This is a genomic window from Streptomyces sp. NPDC004838 (genome assembly GCF_053600955.1).
On record NZ_JBSGAW010000002.1, the window covers coordinates 269,580 to 287,204 of the forward strand.

The 17,625-nt window shown below is 71.0% G+C and carries 14 protein-coding genes; 4 read left to right on the top strand and 10 right to left on the bottom strand.

The features are described from left to right. Positions 1–184 precede the first annotated feature (184 nt). From ACWEFL_RS03530 to ACWEFL_RS03545, 4 genes are all read right to left on the bottom strand, one after another. Positions 185–1,291: a C45 family autoproteolytic acyltransferase/hydolase gene (locus ACWEFL_RS03530; RefSeq protein WP_451706790.1), complete on the bottom strand. Its 1,107-nt coding sequence runs from the start codon at positions 1,289–1,291 to the stop codon at positions 185–187. Positions 1,292–1,404: 113 nt separating this feature from the next. Then, positions 1,405–2,139: an SDR family NAD(P)-dependent oxidoreductase gene (locus ACWEFL_RS03535; protein WP_451706793.1), complete on the bottom strand. Its 735-nt coding sequence runs from the start codon at positions 2,137–2,139 to the stop codon at positions 1,405–1,407. Then, complete coding sequence (locus tag ACWEFL_RS03540; RefSeq protein ID WP_451706795.1) at positions 2,136–2,981, bottom strand: SDR family NAD(P)-dependent oxidoreductase; 846 nt, start codon at positions 2,979–2,981, stop codon at positions 2,136–2,138. The genes ACWEFL_RS03535 and ACWEFL_RS03540 overlap by 4 nt, the downstream gene beginning before the upstream one ends. Beyond that, on the bottom strand, positions 2,978–3,790 hold the full coding sequence (locus ACWEFL_RS03545) for a polysaccharide deacetylase family protein (RefSeq protein WP_451706798.1): 813 nt from the start codon (positions 3,788–3,790) through the stop codon (positions 2,978–2,980). Before ACWEFL_RS03545 ends, ACWEFL_RS03540 begins: the two co-directional genes overlap by 4 nt. Positions 3,791–4,051: 261 nt before the next feature. Between ACWEFL_RS03545 and ACWEFL_RS03550 the strand changes: the two genes are divergently transcribed. After that, the gene (locus tag ACWEFL_RS03550) at positions 4,052–5,461 is read left to right on the top strand and encodes an APC family permease (RefSeq protein WP_451706801.1); all 1,410 of its coding nucleotides are present in this window, start codon (positions 4,052–4,054) and stop codon (positions 5,459–5,461) included. A gap of 152 nt (positions 5,462–5,613) precedes the next feature. Here ACWEFL_RS03550 and ACWEFL_RS03555 read toward each other — a convergent pair whose 3' ends face one another. From ACWEFL_RS03555 to ACWEFL_RS03570, 4 genes are all read right to left on the bottom strand, one after another. Then, on the bottom strand, positions 5,614–10,113 hold the full coding sequence (locus ACWEFL_RS03555) for a CHAT domain-containing protein (RefSeq protein ID WP_451706804.1): 4,500 nt from the start codon (positions 10,111–10,113) through the stop codon (positions 5,614–5,616). Between the two features lie 29 nt (positions 10,114–10,142). Further along, positions 10,143–10,478, bottom strand: a complete 336-nt coding sequence (locus tag ACWEFL_RS03560) for a hypothetical protein (RefSeq protein ID WP_451706807.1) — start codon at positions 10,476–10,478, stop codon at positions 10,143–10,145. Between the two features lie 123 nt (positions 10,479–10,601). Further along, the gene (locus ACWEFL_RS03565) at positions 10,602–10,853 is read right to left on the bottom strand and encodes a type II toxin-antitoxin system RelE family toxin (RefSeq protein WP_451706810.1); all 252 of its coding nucleotides are present in this window, start codon (positions 10,851–10,853) and stop codon (positions 10,602–10,604) included. Beyond that, positions 10,850–11,107, bottom strand: a complete 258-nt coding sequence (locus ACWEFL_RS03570; protein ID WP_451706812.1) for a type II toxin-antitoxin system Phd/YefM family antitoxin — start codon at positions 11,105–11,107, stop codon at positions 10,850–10,852. The genes ACWEFL_RS03565 and ACWEFL_RS03570 overlap by 4 nt, the downstream gene beginning before the upstream one ends. A 337-nt stretch (positions 11,108–11,444) precedes the next feature. Here ACWEFL_RS03570 and ACWEFL_RS03575 point away from each other — a divergent pair, with 337 nt between their 5' ends. Beyond that, complete coding sequence (locus ACWEFL_RS03575; RefSeq protein ID WP_451706814.1) at positions 11,445–12,686, top strand: S8 family peptidase; 1,242 nt, start codon at positions 11,445–11,447, stop codon at positions 12,684–12,686. 57 nt (positions 12,687–12,743) lie between these two features. Here the strand turns inward: ACWEFL_RS03575 and ACWEFL_RS03580 are convergent, their stop codons facing one another. Both ACWEFL_RS03580 and ACWEFL_RS03585 read right to left on the bottom strand, forming a co-directional pair. After that, positions 12,744–14,459: a PfkB family carbohydrate kinase gene (locus tag ACWEFL_RS03580; protein WP_451706817.1), complete on the bottom strand. Its 1,716-nt coding sequence runs from the start codon at positions 14,457–14,459 to the stop codon at positions 12,744–12,746. A 202-nt stretch (positions 14,460–14,661) separates the two neighbouring features. Then, positions 14,662–16,215, bottom strand: a complete 1,554-nt coding sequence (locus ACWEFL_RS03585; RefSeq protein WP_451706819.1) for a PfkB family carbohydrate kinase — start codon at positions 16,213–16,215, stop codon at positions 14,662–14,664. Positions 16,216–16,515: 300 nt separating this feature from the next. Here ACWEFL_RS03585 and ACWEFL_RS03590 point away from each other — a divergent pair, with 300 nt between their 5' ends. Together ACWEFL_RS03590 and ACWEFL_RS03595 are read left to right on the top strand one after the other, a co-directional pair. Continuing rightward, the gene (locus tag ACWEFL_RS03590; RefSeq protein WP_451706821.1) at positions 16,516–17,142 is read left to right on the top strand and encodes a chloramphenicol phosphotransferase CPT family protein; all 627 of its coding nucleotides are present in this window, start codon (positions 16,516–16,518) and stop codon (positions 17,140–17,142) included. A gap of 73 nt (positions 17,143–17,215) precedes the next feature. Next, a complete protein-coding gene (locus ACWEFL_RS03595; protein ID WP_451706824.1) occupies positions 17,216–17,512 on the top strand; it encodes an SCO0607 family lipoprotein in 297 nt (98 codons plus the stop codon). Positions 17,513–17,625: the final 113 nt, after the last annotated feature.

Below are 17,625 nucleotides of genomic sequence, written 5' to 3' on the forward strand. Positions count from 1 at the left end.
CAGCGGCGACACAACACACGGCCGCGACACAGCACACGGCCGGGACATAACACACGGCCGGGACACAACACACAGCCGCGACACAACACGGCCGGGCCCCGGTCGAAACCGGGCCCGGCCGTGTCTCCGCGCCGTCTCCGCGCCCGTTCCCTGGGCCGTGCCCGCCCTGGGCCGCGCGTCCGTCCTACGACTTCCCGGCGAAGAAGCCCGTGAAGTCGTACGACACCCTCGGCACCTCGCACGGATGCCCCAGCACCAGATGCATGGTCCGCCGATCCGGCTCGATCACCGCGCTCGCGACCGTCGAACCCTGCGCCAGCTCGTGCTCCTCGGGGTTCGGATGGCAGCACAGCGCGTCCGGGTAGTTCTCGTGGTCGCTGAGCACCTCGTGCCATCCGGCGACCGACGGCCTCGGCATCAGGTCCGCCATCGCCATCGCCCGCTCCTGTCGGAAGAGGGTGTCCGGCATGACGCGCGGCCCGTGGTCGGTGCCGTTCGACGCGAACGCCCCGTCGTCACTGATGAAGTGGTTGGCGTGAACGAGATAGCCGCCGGGGCCCACCGGCAGCCGGCTGACGTCCCGGGCGGAGCCGGGACGGGTCTCCATGTCCACGGCCCGCCCGTCACCGACGATCAGATAGTTCGCCGAGGAGGCACGGTCGACGGAGAGCAGTACATCCTCGGCCGCGTCCACCGACTCCGTCTCCAGCAGGGCCCGCAGCAGCAGGTGGTACGGCATGCCCGGAGCGCCCACGTCCAATGAGGTCACCAGGGCGTTCGTCAGTACGGTCAGGCCCGCCGAGTTCATGCCGAACTTCGCCAGCAGCCCGGCCTCGACGACCGACACCCACCGGGGGCCGTGGGTCGGCTCGGTCTCCAGCACCACCACGGTCCGGTGCGAGAAGGGGATCCAGTCCCAGTTCTGGCCCACGATCGGGGCGGGCCCGCGCAGATCGGCGAAGGAGGTGCACTCGGCGGGCGGCCCGCCCGCGGCGATCTTGCGCGCCTTGCCCGAGAACAGGATCTCGGTCCGCAGATTCAGGGCGAGGATGTCGGCGAAGGACACTCCCGCGCCCTCGGCTATGCCCTGGATCTCCTCCAGATAGTCGGCCTCGAACGTTTCGATGACGGGGACGAACGTCTCGGCCAGCTCGGTCGCCGCATCCCAGTTCATATCGGCGAACTTCGCGTAGACGCGCTCGTAGTTCTCCAGGGAGATCAGGATCCGGTCGCGGGCGGCGGCCCCGTACTGCCGGCCGCGACCGCGCGCTCCACCGCTCGCACGGATCACCAGAGGGACGTCGCCCGCACCGGCCGCCGCCGTCTCTCTCAGAGCCCCTGTCCGCGGAGTCGTCCGCGGAGCCGCGTGCGGTGTGGACCGCGGTGCCGAAGAAGGTGTCGTACTCATGAGGCGCTCTGCCCTCCGTCCACGGCGATCACAGTGCCGCTGACATACGCGGACTCGTTCGAGGCGAGGAACACGCAGACCTGCGCGACCTCGTCGGCCGTGCCCAGCCTGCGGGCCGGAATGCGCTGGAGGACCTGCCGATACGCCTCGGGGTCGCGCGACACGGTCGTCATCGGGGTGTCGATCACTCCGGGCGCGACGACATTGCACCGGATCCCGTCGGGTCCCCACTCCACGGCCAGCTGACGCGCCAGGGACACCACGGCGCCCTTGCTGGCGCTGTACGCGGCACTGGGCTCGCCCGCGTCGCCGCGCACGGCCGCGATGCTCGAAAGCAGCGTGACGCTGCCGCCCTCGCCGGCCCGCTGCATACGCTCGGCGGCAGCGGCGGCGACCAGCAGCGACCCGCGGGCGTTGATGTTCACGACCGTGTCCCACTCCGCCGCGGTCGTCCGCGTCGCGGGACCGAACCGGTAGATCCCGGCGCAGTGGACCAGCGCGTGCGGCGCGAGGCCGCCCCACGACCGGTCCACCGTGTCGAAGGCGTCCCGCACGGACCGCTCGTCGGTGATGTCGCAGTGGTGGGTGACCAGGCCGTCGTCCTCACGCGTCCCCTCCTCGACCAGGTCCAGCCCGATGACGGACCAGCCGAGCCCGGAGGCGATGGACGCGGTCGCGCGCCCGATGCCCGACAGGGAGCCGGTGACGACGAGCCGTCGCTGCGTGTTCATGAGGTGAGAACCCCTCCGTTGACGTTGATGGTCTGCCCGGTGACGTACTCCGCGCCCGACAGCAGATAGTGGACGGCGTCGGCCACGTCCGCGCCGGTGCCGTGCCGGGCGAGCGGCACCTCGGCGACCACCAGGGACCGCTCCTGTTCGAAGGAACGGCCGCTGCGCCGGGCGCGCGAGGCGAGTTCCTCGCTGTGCATCTCGGTCATCACATAGCCGGGCGCGACCGCGTTGACCGTGCAGGCCGGGGCCAGTTCGACGGCGAGTGTCCGCATCAGCGACTGCACCGCCGCCTTGGAGGCGCTGTAAGCGCCCGCGCCGGGGGTGGGCTGCTGGGCGAAGAGCGAGCCGATGACGACGATCCGCCCCTTGCGACCAACCTCCTCCCCGTGCCCGTCCGTGCCCTCCGTGCCCTTCGAACCTTTGTGTTCGCTCGACCGCTCCAGCAGTGGCCGTACGGCCCTGATGCCGTGCAGCACCCCGAAGAAGTTGATGTCGAACACCCGGCGGATCTCGTCGTCGGGCGTGTCGAGCAGCGGGGTCTCGGGCCCGCCGACGGCCGCGTTCGCCACCAGCGCGTCGACGCCGCCGAACGCCTCCACCGCGGTCCGCGCCATCGCGGTCGCGTCCTCGGCACGGGACACATCGGCGACCAGACCGACCGCGCGCCGCCCGGTGGCGTCGAGGTCGCGGGCGGCGGCCTCCACCTCGGGGTGGACGTCGGTGAGGAGTACGTTCCAGCCCTCCGCCAGCAGCCGCTCGGCGACCGCGCGCCCGATCCCGCGCGCGGCGCCGGTGACCACGGCGGTACGCCGTGCCGTCTCCGCGTCACGCCCGGTCACGACAGCGCCCCCGCGGCGGCGACTGCCGGGGCGCTGTCCCCGGATGCCGCGCGGACGGCCGCGGACACCTCGCGGCACCGGGCGAACCAGACGCCGTCGCCGTTGTCCGCCCTGACGGCGGTCAGGAACCTCTCCAGCATCGCCAGCCGTCCGGGACGCCCGATGATCTGCGGGTGGACGGTCAGGGTGACCAGCCCGCCCGTCTCGTGGATGGCGGACGTCTCCTCGCTCCACAGCTCGGCCACCTCGCGCGACGACCTGATCGTCCGGTCCCAGCTCGACGCGTCGAACCAGAAGTGGGGAGCGTCGTCCAGGGACCAGTGCACCGGCACCTCGACGAGGTCATGGCCGCGGTGGGCGTACGGCATGATCGCGTCCATCATGTTGGACGAGTAGGTGAAGCCGTTCTCGACCAGAAGATCCAGGGTGCTGGGGCTGATGTCCCAGGACGGCGACCGATACCCCTCGATCCGGTCCGTGAAGCGGCGCAGTACCGTCAGCCCGCGCTCCAGCTCGTCGGCCTCCTCGTCCCGCTCCATGAGGTGCGGGGAGCGGTGCGTGAATCCGTGGTGCCCGATTTCATGACCGTGCTCGGCCACCGATTCGACGATCTCGGGATATCTTTCCGCGTCTCCGCCGCAGACGAAGAACGTGGCCGGGATTTCGAGCCGGTCGAGCATATCCAGGAGTCGGGGAACCGCGATGTGCGCGCCGTACCGGGCCTGGGAGAGAACTCCGGGGCGTGCGGCGTTCGCGGGATCCTCGGCGAGCCACAATTCATCGGCGTCGAAGTCGACCGTGAGCGCCATTGCCGCCCGATAGCCAGCAGGCCACATACGAGGTCCTCTCTCCAAAAAGGGATCAAGGAACACGTTAACCGCGGGGGCACGCTTCGCGAACTCCGTAAGATTACGTACGGAGTCCCAGGTCACGGCTGTATTGGGGGCCTGGCGCTCGTGATTCGCGGCTGTACGTACAGTTGCGTATATCGGTCACCGCCGTGGTTTGCCACCCTTCGGGAATCGATTGAACCCCCGTTGAACCGACGGGCGCGGAGAGGAACCAAGCCGGTGACGAGTCCCACCACGCACAAACCACCTCAGCTGACCAGAGTGCTGCGGTTGCCCGCGATCGTGCTGTTCGGCCTCACCTATATGTCGCCCGTCGCCGTCTTCACGACGTACGGCATCGTCAATGACGAGACCGGTGGACATCTGCCCGCGGCCTACGTTCTGGCACTCGGCGTCATGCTGCTGACCGCGCACAGTTACGGGCGAATGGTCCGCAGCTATCCGACGGCGGGTTCCGCGTACAAGTACGCGCAGAAATCCTTCGGCGGCCATGTCGGGTTCCTCACCGGCTGGACGCTCATGCTCGACTACCTGTTCCTCCCGATGGTCTCGTTCCTGCTGGCGGGCATCTATCTGCACGCGCAGTTCCCGGGGGTTCCGCAGGGTGTCTGGAGCGTGCTCGCCCTCCTCGTCGTGCTGCTGTTCAACGTCCTCGGCGTGAAGTTCGTCAGCCGGATCACCGCGATCATCATGGGGGTGACCGGTGTTCTCCTGGTCGTCTTCGTGGCGCTGTCGGCCGTGAAGTCCGAGGTCCCGGCCGGTGACGCTCTGCAGTCCTTCGTCCCGGAGTCCGGCCAGTGGTCCCTGCTGGCGGGCGGCGCGGCGATCCTGGCGCTGAGCTTCCTCGGCTTCGACGCGGTCTCCACGCTCGCGGAGGAGGCCCACAACCCCCGGCGTACCGTGCCGCTGGGCATCATCCTCACGACCGCGATCGGCGGCGGGCTCTTCATCCTGGTGGCGTGGGTCGGCTCGCTGGTCCGCCCCGACAACGACTTCACCAACCCCGACTCCGCGGGGGCCGAGCTGATGCGGACCGTCGGCGGCGGCGCGCTGAGCGGGGCGTTCACCGCGGTCTATGTGCTGGGCTGCTTCGGCTCCGCGATGGTCTCCCAGGCCAGCGTCTCCCGCATCATCTTCTCCATGGGCCGTGACGGCCTGCTGCCCAACCGCCTCTTCGGCCGGCTCCACCCGAAGTTCGGCACCCCCGTGGGCGCGCTGATCGCGGTCTCGGCCGTGGCGTTCCTCTCCGTGGTCCTGACCCTCGACCAGGCCGTCGTGATGATCAACTTCGGTGCGCTGGCCGCGTTCTCGATGGTCAACCTCAGCGTCATCAAGCACTACCTCTTCGGCGCGAACCGCTCCACCGGCCTGAAGTCGCTGCTGACCAACGGCCTCCTCCCCGGTCTCGGCTTCGCCAGCACGGTCTGGCTCTGGACCAGCCTCACCGGGACGACCTTCGTCGTCGGTCTGGTGTGGATGGGCGCGGGGCTCGTCATCCTCGCGGTGACCACCCGGTTCTTCACCCGGCAGCCTCCCGAGCTGCACATGGACGGCTCGGAGGGCGCGGAGCCGACGGAGAAGCCGTCGGCGGGCCCGTCCGACGGGTCCCGGACCGTACCGGTGCGATAGCCCCCGGGGACCGGGGGACCGGGCCAGGGGACCGCAGGGTCTGCGGGACCTCTGGCCGGCCTCCGGCCCCTGCTCCTCTCCGGAGGCCGGGTGGTCCCCCCGGCCTCCGGTTCCCCCGGCCCCCGTGGACCCTTCAGCCCCTTCAGCCCCCTTCAGGGCTCCAGGGCCCACGGGGGCCGCTCGCCTCCCGGCTGCCGCAGTACCCGTAGGACGTCCGCCGCCGGGAGGTCCTCGATGTCCGGCTCCGGCGGTGGCGGCGGCTCACCGGCGTCGATCCTCTCCCGGTACCGGCCGACCACCGCCCTCAGATCCGCGATGACCTGGTCCATCGGGTCCATCGGGTCCATCGGGTCGGCCGGGTCGAACGAGTCTGCCGGGTCGAACGAGTCGGCCGGCGCGCGGGAGCGGTCCGTCCGCTCGGCAGGCGGGATCAGGGTCGCGGTGTGGACGTCCTCGCCCCAGACGCTGATCGTGTACTGCCGGGATTCGAAGTCCTCCGCGTCCTGAATGCTCACCGACGGCAGCCGCCACTGCTCCTCGGCCAGCAGTTCGCCACGGAGCGTCTCGATCCGGCGCAGGCTGGTCGAGCCCTCGTCCGGGTCGAAGTACTCGACCACGTCGGAGGCCATCTGAACGCGCACCGCGGCCCCTCGGTGGAAGGCCCGCCGCCCCGCCTCCCGCCAGCGCACGGCCTCCGGAGTGGACTCGGCTCCGTCGTTCTCCGCGACGGCCAGATCCTCCAGGGTGGCCAGATCCTCCAGGATCAGGCTCTCGGTGTACCCGGAGGGCACCAGACGGCACAGCGAGCGAGCGGCGAGAAGTGTCCACCGTGTCGCCTCGGACGCCAGCGACAGCCGGACCGAGGCGAGTTGGCGCAGCACCAGGGTGGCGCCGGGATACTCGCCCAGTTCCAGCCACTGACAGACGCTGCGGCGGAAGTGCTCCTCGGCGACGTCGAGTTCCCGCGTCCCGCGGGCCGAGATTCCCAGCAGTTCGTGGAGTCTCGCCGACGCGTAGCGGTCCCGCGTCTCCTCGGCGAGTGCCATCGCCTCCAGCAGGTGCGGACGGGCTTCGGGGAACCGCTCGGCGGCCAGCAGCGCCTCGCCCAGCCTCCGCAGGGTCGCCGCCACCCCTGCTCGGTCCTCGGCCGTACGTCGGTCCTCGGCCGTACGCTGGAGTTCCAGCAGCCGCTCCAGCGCCGGGACCAGCTCCGGAACGAGCGAATCCGACGCCTCGGCCTCATCGGCGAAGAGGCCCCACGCGCGGATCTCCGCATGCCGCAGACCGGTCTCGCGGGCGAGCGAGGCGGCCTCCCGGGCGCGCTCCAGCACATAGGTCATGTCATGGCCGGGGTCCTGGCGATCCTGTTCGACGGAGGCCAGCAGCAGGTCGATCCGGTGATCGGGCAGACTGAACGTCGCCGTCAGCGCGTCGGCCTCCCGCAGCCGGCTCTGCGCCGCCTCCCAGCCGTCGGACTGCACATGGAGATGGAACAGGCGCATCAGGCACGCCAGCTCCAGCAACTGATCGCCGATGGCGCGGCTCACATCCCGCGCGGCGGAGTAGTGGCTCCTCGCCGTGTCGTAGTCCTCGCGGACCATGGCGATGTCCCCGAGGATGAACTCGGCCCCCGACTCGACCCGTACGGAGCGCAGCCGCTGATTGAGCTTGATCGCGTCCCGGACCAGCCGGGTCGCCTCGTCCGGGTCCGGAGGGTCCTGGCTCAGCCGGACCGAGGCCAGCTCCTGCAAGGCCATCGACAGGTGGAGCGGCAGATCGAGCCGGCGGAAATCGTGCTGGACGGCCCGCATCTCACTGTTGGCGGTGTCGACGTCGTTCTCGCGCAGATACTGGATGAGCGCCCGGTCGTACCGGACCTCGGCCACCGCGACGCCCCGGTCCCTCACCTTCCGGGCCGCCGCCATGGCCTCGGTGTACAGCCCGGGGATGCCCGCCCGCTCCCGGGCGTCCCCGTGGGTCGCGTAGTACCGGGCCAGGACCGACAGCGCGTGCGCCAGGGTGGAGTCACGGCCGTGCAGCCGTGACAGCGCGACGGCCTCGTTGATCTGCCGGTAGCACTTCTCGGGCGCGCGGCGCAGCGCCTCGGCCGCCGACGAGCCGAGGATCGCGGCCCGGTCCCGCGGGTTGTCGGGCGGACACAGCTCCAGCGCCCGTTCGAAGTACAGATCGGCGTCCGCGGCATGGCCCAGTTCGCTCTCCGCGTTGGCGAGCACATGGAACAGCCGGTGCACCCGCGCGCGCTGGAGCGTTTCCCGGCAGATCGCGGCCGACTTGCCGAAGCGCATCCAGTTGTACTCCACCGACGCCAGCACCACGGCGGTGTCCACGGTCAGCTCCGGCACCTCGCCCTCCGCGGACAGCCGGTGCACCTCCCGCAGGATGCCGTGGTCCAGCAGCCGGGCGTCGGGCTCCTCAAGGAAGTCGCCCAGCTCCAGCGCCAGGGACCGGGCGCTCCGGGCCGCCCTCCGCCGCCGCTCCTCCGGGTCCGTCCGCGCGAACATCGGCCCGAGCACCAGCGGCAGCCGGAACCGCGTTCCGCCGCCCTCGGACCGGGTGCGCTCCAGCAGGCTCAGCCCCGCCAGCTCATGCGCCCTCCGCCCGGTCTCCTCGGGATCGGCGGCGGTGAGCCGGGCGAGGGTGGCGGCCGGCACCGGCAGCAGAAACGGGGCCGCCGCCTCCAGCAGCTTCCGACCCTCGGCGTCGATCCGGTCCAGCAGCATCGGCGCGAAGATGTTCTTCTCCAGGAACTCCCCGCGCACGTCCCGGAACTGGGACCGCAGCGCCTGCTCGTCGATGCCGACGTCGAGATGGCTGCGGGCGACGTTGAACAGCCACTCCAGCAGCCGCGGATTCTGCCCGGCCAACTGCCGGGCCCAGCCCACCACGGCCGGGTCCAGCGGGCCCGGCCGCTGTAACCGCTCCACCAGCCGGTCGAAGTCGGGTTCGAGCAGCGGATGCAGCTCCATCGGCCGCAGATGCCGTACGCAGTCCAGCGCGGGCAGATACCGGCTGGTGACGACGATCCGGTGCGCGGTGTCCGATCGGCGGACCGCGTCGATGAGATCGGAGAGCACCGACGCCGCGTCCGGCTGGGTCACCGGACGGCCGTCCACCAGCCGCAGATGGTCCGTGCTCAGCCGGTCCCGGCGGAAGTTGAACTCGAACTCGTCCAGCACGATCAGCAGATTGGGCGCGCGGTCCAGGAACGAGTCGAGCTGCCGCCGCAGCGATCTGCCCGGCACGGGATCGTCCAGCGCGGGAGCGAGCCGGGGATCGTCCTTCACGGCGCCCAGCACCGCGCCCTCGTCGAGATAGCCGTGCAGCCACAGGGTGTGCCGCGCGCCGTCGAACAGCCGCTCCCGGATCCGGTGCACCAGCGTGGTCTTGCCGACCCCGCCCATGCCGTGGACGATCAGCCCGGCCGACGCCGAGTCGTCGTTGAAGTCCAGCAGCCGCAGCGCCCGCTGGATCTCACGCCGCCGCCCGACGAACTGTCCGGGGTCCAGCGGCTGCCCGGCGAACCCGGCGCGCGCCCTGCGGACCACCCGGTCCCGGCCCGGCGCTCTGGCCGGGGTCACCAGCGGCCCCGGCAGGCCGCCGCGTACGAACATCCGCAGCAGATGCCAGTACGGCACCGAGTCCCGCACCAGCCGCCGATAGGTGCCCGCCAGTGCGACGGCGGGCGAGAGCCCCTCCGCCAGCTGCTGATAGAAGACCGCGGCGGCCCCGGTCGCGGCGGTGTCCGGCACCGGCCGCCCCCAGCCCAGCACCAGCGGGGCCGAGTTCCCGGCCAGCGACTCGGCGAGCGAGGCGACGGCCCCCGCCTCCGGGGACTCGGCCGTACGGCAGCCGGAGAGAAAGACCACGGACGGGGACCGGCCCAGGCCGTCGTGGATGTCCTCGGCGCTCGCCGCGACCTCCTCGCCGTGCGGCCCCTCGGCCAGAAAGCGGGGACCGTCCTCGGTCAGCACGGCGTGCCCCGTCAGATGGACGACGTCGACGTCACCGCGCGAGGACTCCAGCACCCGGTGGCGCAGCTGCTCCAGCTCCCCGCTCTCCTCCACCTCCAGCTCGATCCGGAAGCGCCGGGTGGCCTCCCAGATCCGCGCCTGCTCGGCGTCGTAGTCCAGCGCCCCGGCCGCGGACTCCGGCGCACAGGCCATGAAGGCGAGATGCAGGGGACGGCTCTGCGGGGTCCGTTCCGTCGCCGCGCCCTCCACCTTCCGCACGGGGACGACCGGGTTGGCGGACGCGACCAGGAACCCGCTGCCGTCGTGGAGCAGTTCCCACGGCAGATGCGCGAACCCCGCGCCCGTACTGACGGCCAGCACCAGCACATCCCAGGATCCGCGGGTCCGCCCGATGAAGCCGGAGAGTCGGCGCTCCGGGGTGTCGAGGAAGGTGAACAGCTTGGTTCCGTAGGACTCCAGCAGGGTGCGCGCCTCCTCCGGGTCGACCGGAAGGGCGGCGTAGTAGTCGGTTTCGGCACGCTCCAGCATGTCCGCGATCGCGGACAGCGGTACGGGCGCTTCGGCGGGCTCGGTGCCGGGCCCGTAGTCGAAGCGCAGCACGGCCTGATCGGTGCCGAGCCGCTCGATGGAGATGGTGATGCTGCGTTCGCGCTGTTCCATGGCTCTGCCGCCCCCGGTCGCCGGGCCAGTCAGTCGTCCAGCTCCGGCGGTGGCGCCAGCAGCCGGGCCAAGGCGGCCTCGTCGAGCGAGTCCAGAGAGGTCCGCCGTCCGTCGATGATCACCACCACCCGATCGGGCCGGTCGGGCCGGCCCTTCCAGCGCTTCCACCACCTCATGATCTGCTCGGCCAGCGCCGCGGACCCGGCGGTGATCCCGACGATCGCCGCGACCGTGACGAGCACCGGCTCCTTGACCGTCGGATCGCCCGGCACCGGCTCCACGTCGTCGTGGACGCCGTCCAACGCGGCGAGTTCGGCCGCGGCGCTCTGGAACCCGTTGCCCTCGACCAGTATCCGAACCGTCACCAAACCCCCAAGACGCGCCTGATCGCTGGTCATATCGTGCCCCAGCAGACCCGGTTGGGGGAAGCGAAACGGCCTACGGCGATGTCCGGGGCGGCACCACGGCTCCAGGTGAAGCGCGGGACGTCAGCCTGTGCGGCCGATGCGGATGATCACGACGGTGACGGTCGCGTCGGTGATCTTGTACAGCACCCGGTACCGGCCGACGTGCATGCGGCGCAGGTCCGCCGAGCCGTACTCGGCGCTGCCGTTGGGCCGGGGCTGGTCGGCGAGGAGGTCGACGGCGTCCATCAGCAGGCTCAGCCCGCCGGGGTCGTCCTTGAGGAACAGGGCGGCCGTGTCGATGGCGGCCTCGTCCCAGATGACCGTGTACGTCAAGAGGCCGGGTCCAGTCCGAGCCGGGCGCGCACGTCCGCGTGCGGTACACCCGCCGTCGTGCCGGATGCCTGCCGCTCCCGGTAGAGGGCGAGCGCGAGCGCGTCTTCGAGATCGGCGAGTTCCTGCGGGTTGATGAGGACCGCGGCGGGCTGCCCGTGGTCCGTGATCGTGATCCGCTCACGGGCATGGGAGGCCCGCCGGACCAGCGCCCCGAACCTGGCCCGCGCCTCAGTGATCGGAAAAGTGTCACTCATGTACGGAACTGTACACTTCCCGCATCAGTCGCCGCAGGGATCCCGGGGGCATCGACGGAGGTGCAGCGGCAGCCGCGTCCCGCGCGGCAGCGCGGCGGGTCTGCGCCGGTGCACGAGGGGGCCGCCATACGCAGACTGGTGCGGGGGCGGGGACGACGCCGTGACCGTTCGGCCCCGGCTGTCCCTACGGCGACCGCATACCCCACCGCCGCTCCAGAGGCGATCGCAGTACCTGGTGCGACTGGCGGCGGCCCATTGGGATGGAGTCCCGCCCGAACCCGGCCGCCACCACGGCAGGTCGTGGCCGATCCGATCTTCATTTGATTGTCTCGTCCCCATGCCGACCCCCACCAGGCTCCGCGCTCTGACCGCCACCGTCGTCGCCCTGATCACGGCCGCCGTCCCCCTCGCCGCGACCGCTTCCGCGACCCCCGCCCCGGCCACGGCTCCGGCCACGGGATCGTCCGCCGCCGCGGGCGCGCCCCGCAGCGAACCGGCCCCGCTGCGCCGCACGGCCTCGCCCATTCCGGGCCAGTACATCGTCACCGTCAAGAAGGGCGTCAGCCCCGAGTCGGCGGCGAAGGAAGCCGGACCCGCGGTGAAGCCGCTGTTCACCTACACCTCCGTTCTCAACGGCTTCGCCGCGAAGCTGTCGCCGCTCCAGTTGGAGGCCGTACGGGCCCTGCCGGGCGTCGAGGCGGTCGAGGAGGACGGCACCGCCTCCGCGAGCGCCCTGTCCGCACGCCGAGCCCCGGTCCCGGCCGCCAGTTGGGGGCTCGACCGGATCGATCAGCCGTACTTGCCCTTGAACCAGCAGTTCAACGTCAACCGCACCGGTTCGGGCACCACGGTGTACATCGTCGACACCGGGATCGACTACCGGCACCCCGAGTTCCAGGGCCGCGCGGTGCCCGGCTTCGACGCGATGGGCGACGGCCGGAACGGCGCGGACTGCAACGGCCACGGCACCCATGTCGCCGGAACCGTCGGCGGCGCCGACTACGGCGTGGCCCGCCAGGTGACCCTCGTCAGCGTCCGCGTCCTCGGCTGCGACAGCCGGGGCTCCTGGTCGGGGATCATCGCGGGCTTCGACTGGGTCGCGCGCAACGCCAGGCAGCCCGCCGTCCTCAACGCCTCCCTCGGCGGGGACCGCAGCGTCGCCGTCAACAACGCGGTCACCAACGTCGAGGCCCAGGGCATCCTCCCCGTCGTCGCCGCGGGCAACGACGGCAAGGACGCCTGCACCGTCTCGCCCGCGAGCGCGAACCGTGTGGTGACCGTCGGCGCGAGTGACGTGAAGGACGTGGAGACCGACTTCAGCAACTACGGCCCCTGCCTGTGGATCTACGCCCCCGGCCGCGCGATCATCTCGGCGAGGCTGGGCGGCGGCAGCGTCGCCCTCGACGGCACGTCGATGGCCAGCCCCCATGTCGCGGGCGTCGCGGCCCTCTACAAGTCGGCCATCCCGTCGGCGTCCCCCGAGCAGACCGCGATCTGGCTGGCCGACCAGTCCACGAAGAACACCCTGACCGTCTCGAAGAACTCACCCAACCGCCTTCTCTACACCGGCGGCATCTGACCCGGAGGCCCTCGCGCCTCTCCTTGCCCGGCTCGAATCCCCCCACCCGAGCCGGGCTCAGATATGGGTGAACCCCGAATCCCGCAGCGCACGGTCGAGATACCAGAACGCCTTGTCGACGGCGTGCCGGGGAAACGTCGCCGTACGGGCCGTGGTCGAGTCCGGCAGCGAGAGGCAGCCTTCCTCGGCGAGCACCATGACCCGGTCGAAGCCGTGGCGGCCCTGGAACAGACCGATCTCGTGGATCACGTTCTGGCGGGCGATCCGGGTGCCTTCGCCCGTGGTGTCCTCGGCGGTGAGCACACAGATCGCGAACGCACAGCGCTGGAGATAGTCCTGGAGGGCCTCGGTGACCGGGCGGCTGCCCCACGAGTTCGACTCGAAGGAGTAGACGGGCAGACCGAAGCGCTGCTCGACGAAGGTCTTCACCGCGAGCCAGTCCGGATTGCGCCCATGGGCGATGAAGACGCCTTCGGGTTCGGTCCCCGGCCGTCGGCCCCCGGTGAGAGAACCGATGAAGTCGGCCGTCACCTTGGCGAGTTGGGAGTGACCGTGGCTGCCGACGTACCGCAGTTTGTGACGGGCGAGCGTCATGCCCAGCAGGGACCCCAGCTCGATCTGGAGCCGGTCGCCCGCCAGTACGGCGAGCAGTCCGGCGGCGAACACATCGCCCGCGCCCGTCGCGTCCTCGATCTCGTCGTCGGCGAGGATGAGCTGCGGATAGAAGTCGTCCAGCATCTTGGTGCCGTCGTGACGCCACACATGGATGCCGGAGCGGCGCTTGACCACCACCTGCGCGCGGTCGCTGTCCAGCAGAGCGAGGACACGCGCCGCGACATTCTCGTCCGCGTCGCCCGCCGGGCCTTCCGCGCCCGCGGTCTCGTCGGCAGGCGGCAAGCCTTCCACGCCCGGCGCGTTTCCGGCATCCGGCACCTCTTCCCCCTCCGTGCTCCGCGAGCCGAGTTCGCGGAACTCCCGGTGGTTCAACAGGAGATAGTCGGCCATGGCCACGATGCCCCCGACGGGCCCGGTCGCGCCGCTGCTCCACACATGGCCCGGATCGACGCTGATCAGCGTCGCCGGGTTGGCCCGTTTGACCGCCTGGAGCAGGGCCAGGAGCTGATACGGGGTGTCCGGGTCGAGGAAACTCGTCACATGGACGATCCGGGCGCGGGACAGATACTCGACGAGCGGAGTGAACGACCGCTCCAGGAAGGCGGCCATGGTGGTGTTGGCGCCCGCGTGCGTCAGCAGGGTCCGTTCACCGTTCTCCGTGAAGGAGAAGCACACCCCGCACAGCCGCCGGGGGTGCTCGCCGACGAAGGCGTGCTCGATGCCGTCGGCACGTAACTGCTGCACCGCGCTGAGACCGGGACCGGGCACGCGGCCCGCCACCCCGACGTATCCCAGCCGTAAATCGAGCTGGAGTCGCGAGAGGGTGTGCAGTGCGTTGTACGCGGAGCCGCCGAGCGACGTCCGCAGCCGGGTCGTGTCGGCGGCCTCGAGCGCCGCGTACACGATGTCCTCGTCCACGGCAGTCTCGGTTCCCCACTCGGGGACCGGCTGCCCCTCCGGCACGAGATTCGCTATCCGGCTCGTCAGCGGCCTCCGGCCCGGCTCGCCGGAGCGGTGGTCGGCGCTGTGGATGTAGTCGAGGTTCAGGGCCCCGATACCGACGACGTCCAGGGCGAACCCGGAACCGTCGTACGGCGAGCGCGACCCCACGCCCTCCGGGCCGCCGGGCACGCTGTCCGACCCCTCTGGACCGTCCACCTGGTCCGACTCCTCCGGGCCGCGAGAGCCGCCGGGGTACGGGGGAGGAGGGCCGAGGCCGCCGGGATCTCGCGCCTCCCCGGGGGGAACGCCGGGATCTCCCGCCTCCCCGGGGGGAACGCCGGGATCTCCCGTCTCCCCGAGCGGGGTGCCGGGGCCGTGCGGGCCCGCCGTGTCCCGCAGCGCGCGCGGGTCGCGCGGATCACCGGTCATATCGACGCCTCTCCTCGAGGAAGCCTTCCCTGGCCAACATCCGTTCCAACTCCCAGAAGACCGATTCGACGCGGCCTGGCGGGAAATCGAGCCGAATCAGCCCGGCGATGTTCGACGGGGCCTCGCAGCCCTCCTCCGTCAGCAACGCCACCCGCCCGAACCCGTAACACCCCTGGAAGAGCCCGACCTGGTGGACCAGCCGCTCCCCGGCCCGGCGGCTGCCGCCCGCCATCGCCTGGGTGGCCGTCAGCACGCACACCGCGAACCCGCAGCGCGCCATTCGCTCCATCGACACCGGCTTCGGCTGCCCCGCTCCCGGCCGCGCCGGCGACAGATCGACCCGGTCCACGTTCAACTCCAGGTCCTGTGTGAGGAACCTGTCCAGCTCCTCTCCGCCCTGTTCCCCCTCGGACGCCACCAGCACCGCTCTGGGACGGCTCCCCGGCCCGGCCGGATCCTCCGGCGTCGTCACCAGCCCTTCCGCCAGATGGCGCACACCGGTACTGCGCCACGATCTTCGGGCCGCGCGCTGCCGGGACAGATCGAGACCGATCCGGGCCCCGAGTTCGACCTGCAACCGACCCGAGGCCACGGCGGCCAGCACCGACGCGGCGAACACGTCTCCCGCGCCGGTCGCGTCCTCGACGGCGCTCTCCCTGATGGGCCGCCGTAATCGGAAGCGCCGCGCGAGCAGTCCCGTACCCGCCATCCGGAACACATCCACCGCGTCGTACCGCTTGGTCACGAACAGCGTTGTCGCGGGAGCGCGTTCCAGCAGCCGGGCGGCGAGAACGTCGTCGGACTCGCCCACCGCGTAGCCCGCCAGCGCCTTCAGCTCCCGGTGGTTGACGAAGAGCAGATCCGCCATCCCGAGGATCGCCTCCACCCCCGGAGTGGGGTGCTGCGCCCAGTCGAATCCGGGATCGAAGCTGATGCGCATGCCCCTGCTCCGCGACTTCGCCTCCTTCAGCACCTCGCTCAGGACGCCGGGAGTCCTCTCGTCCAGGAACGAGGTGACATGCACCAGCCGTGCCTGCGCCAGATACGACGCGACGGCGTCGGCGTGCTGACGGAGATGATCGGCCATCGCGAAGTTCGCGCCCGGATGGGTGAGCATGACCCGTTCGACATCGTCCAGATGGGAGAGACAGACACCGGCGGTCAGATCCTGGCGGCGGGCCACCCAGCGTCGGTCGATGCCGAGCTGGTCCATCTGTCCGAGGAACGACAGCCCCGGAGTCTCGATCCGCCCCGCGACCCCCACATAGCCGAGGCGCAGATCGAGCCGTAACTGCGCGAGGGTGTAGATCGTCAGCCACGCCGACCCGCCGAGCGAGGCGTCCAGTGCGGCGCTGCCCAGCCGCTCGATGGCCTTCGCCACGGTCGTCTGGTCCACCGGCCCCTCGGTGTTCCACTCGAACCGCGCCACCGATTCGTGCACGCGCTCGGCCATACGCTGCGACAGCCGGGACGCGGAGGCGATGTAGTCCACATTCAGAGCGCCCACGCCGATCACTTCCACACGTGCCGCCTGTGCCGCCATCGCGCCCCCTCGTCCCGCTTCCGCGCGTCAACTGCCCTCTGCTACAAGGAAAGCCGCAGTGCTACGGCCCGGCAACCGGCCCTGTGACACACGGGAGCCGTGGTGCCGCGCACCGCCGAACGCAGTGCCGGAGGTCGGCCTCCGGGCTTGGGCCCCTGTTCCGAGCAGCTCGGCTGTCACGCCGCCGAATCGGCCCCGCGGGCCGACTCCGCTGGCCGCCTCCGCGGCGGAACGGTACAACCGCCTCGGCGGGCCGGACGGCACAACCGGCCACGGCGGCGGCCGTGTGATCATGCCCGTATGACAGCTGGCCGGATCATCTTCCTCAACGGCACATCCAGCTCCGGGAAGTCGAGCATCGCCCGGGAACTGCTGAACGTCCTGGACGACGGTGTCTTCTTCCACATGGCGGTGGACGGCTTCAACGCGATGCGCACCAAGCGGAACCTCGGACCGGAGGACCTCGACACGGCTCTGCGGCGGACCAGGATGGGATTCCACCGCTCGATCGCGGCCATGGCCGAAGTGGGCAACGACATCGTCGTCGACCACGTCCTCAGCGAGCCCTGGCGGCTGCTCGACTGCCTCTCGGTGCTGCGCCCGGAGGACGTGCTGTTCGTGGGCGTCCACTGTCCGCTGGACGAACTGACCCGCCGCGAGCAGGCCCGCGGGGACCGCCCGCCGGGCCTCGCCGCGCACCAGTACGAGATGGTCCACCGCCACGGCGAATACGACCTGGAGTGCGACACCGGTACGGCGAGCCCGCTCGAATGCGCCCAGCTGATCAAGGACTTCCTGCCGCACCGCCCGAGCCCCACCGCCTTCGCCCGCCTGCGCGGGCGCTACCTGACGGACGGCCGCCCAGCGGACCGCCCCGATCCGGGGAGCACGGAACCGGGCAGTGCGGAACCGGGCAGTGCGCTTTGAGTACGTGTACTCATGACCGGCGCACGCTACCGCAAGGAGGGTGGTCCCCACCGACGAGGAGAAGGAACCCACCATGCATCCCACCCGACGCCGCAGCAGTCTCGCCGCCGGAACCGTGGCCGCGGCGGTGACCGTTTTGCTCACGACAGGCTGTTCGGCGATGGAGGAGAACCAATGCAGGGGCGGCGAGTACCCGGTCATAGGGGTCGGCCCCGAGGGCGGCGGCGCGTGCGTGCCGAACGGCGAGGAACCGGGGGACGGCTATGTGCGCTACCCCGAGGGCAAGGTCCCCAAGAAGGTCGACGACAAGTGGGACGTGTACTGGAGGGACCACTACGTCGACGAGAACGGCAAAGAGGTCAAGCGCTAGGTCGTTCACATCGACGCCCGCATCGGCGAGACGGGCGAAAACGTCGTCGAATGGGTCGACTTCACCCCGCTGCGCGAGCAGGCACCGACCACTGCCGGCCTCGGCCAAGCCGT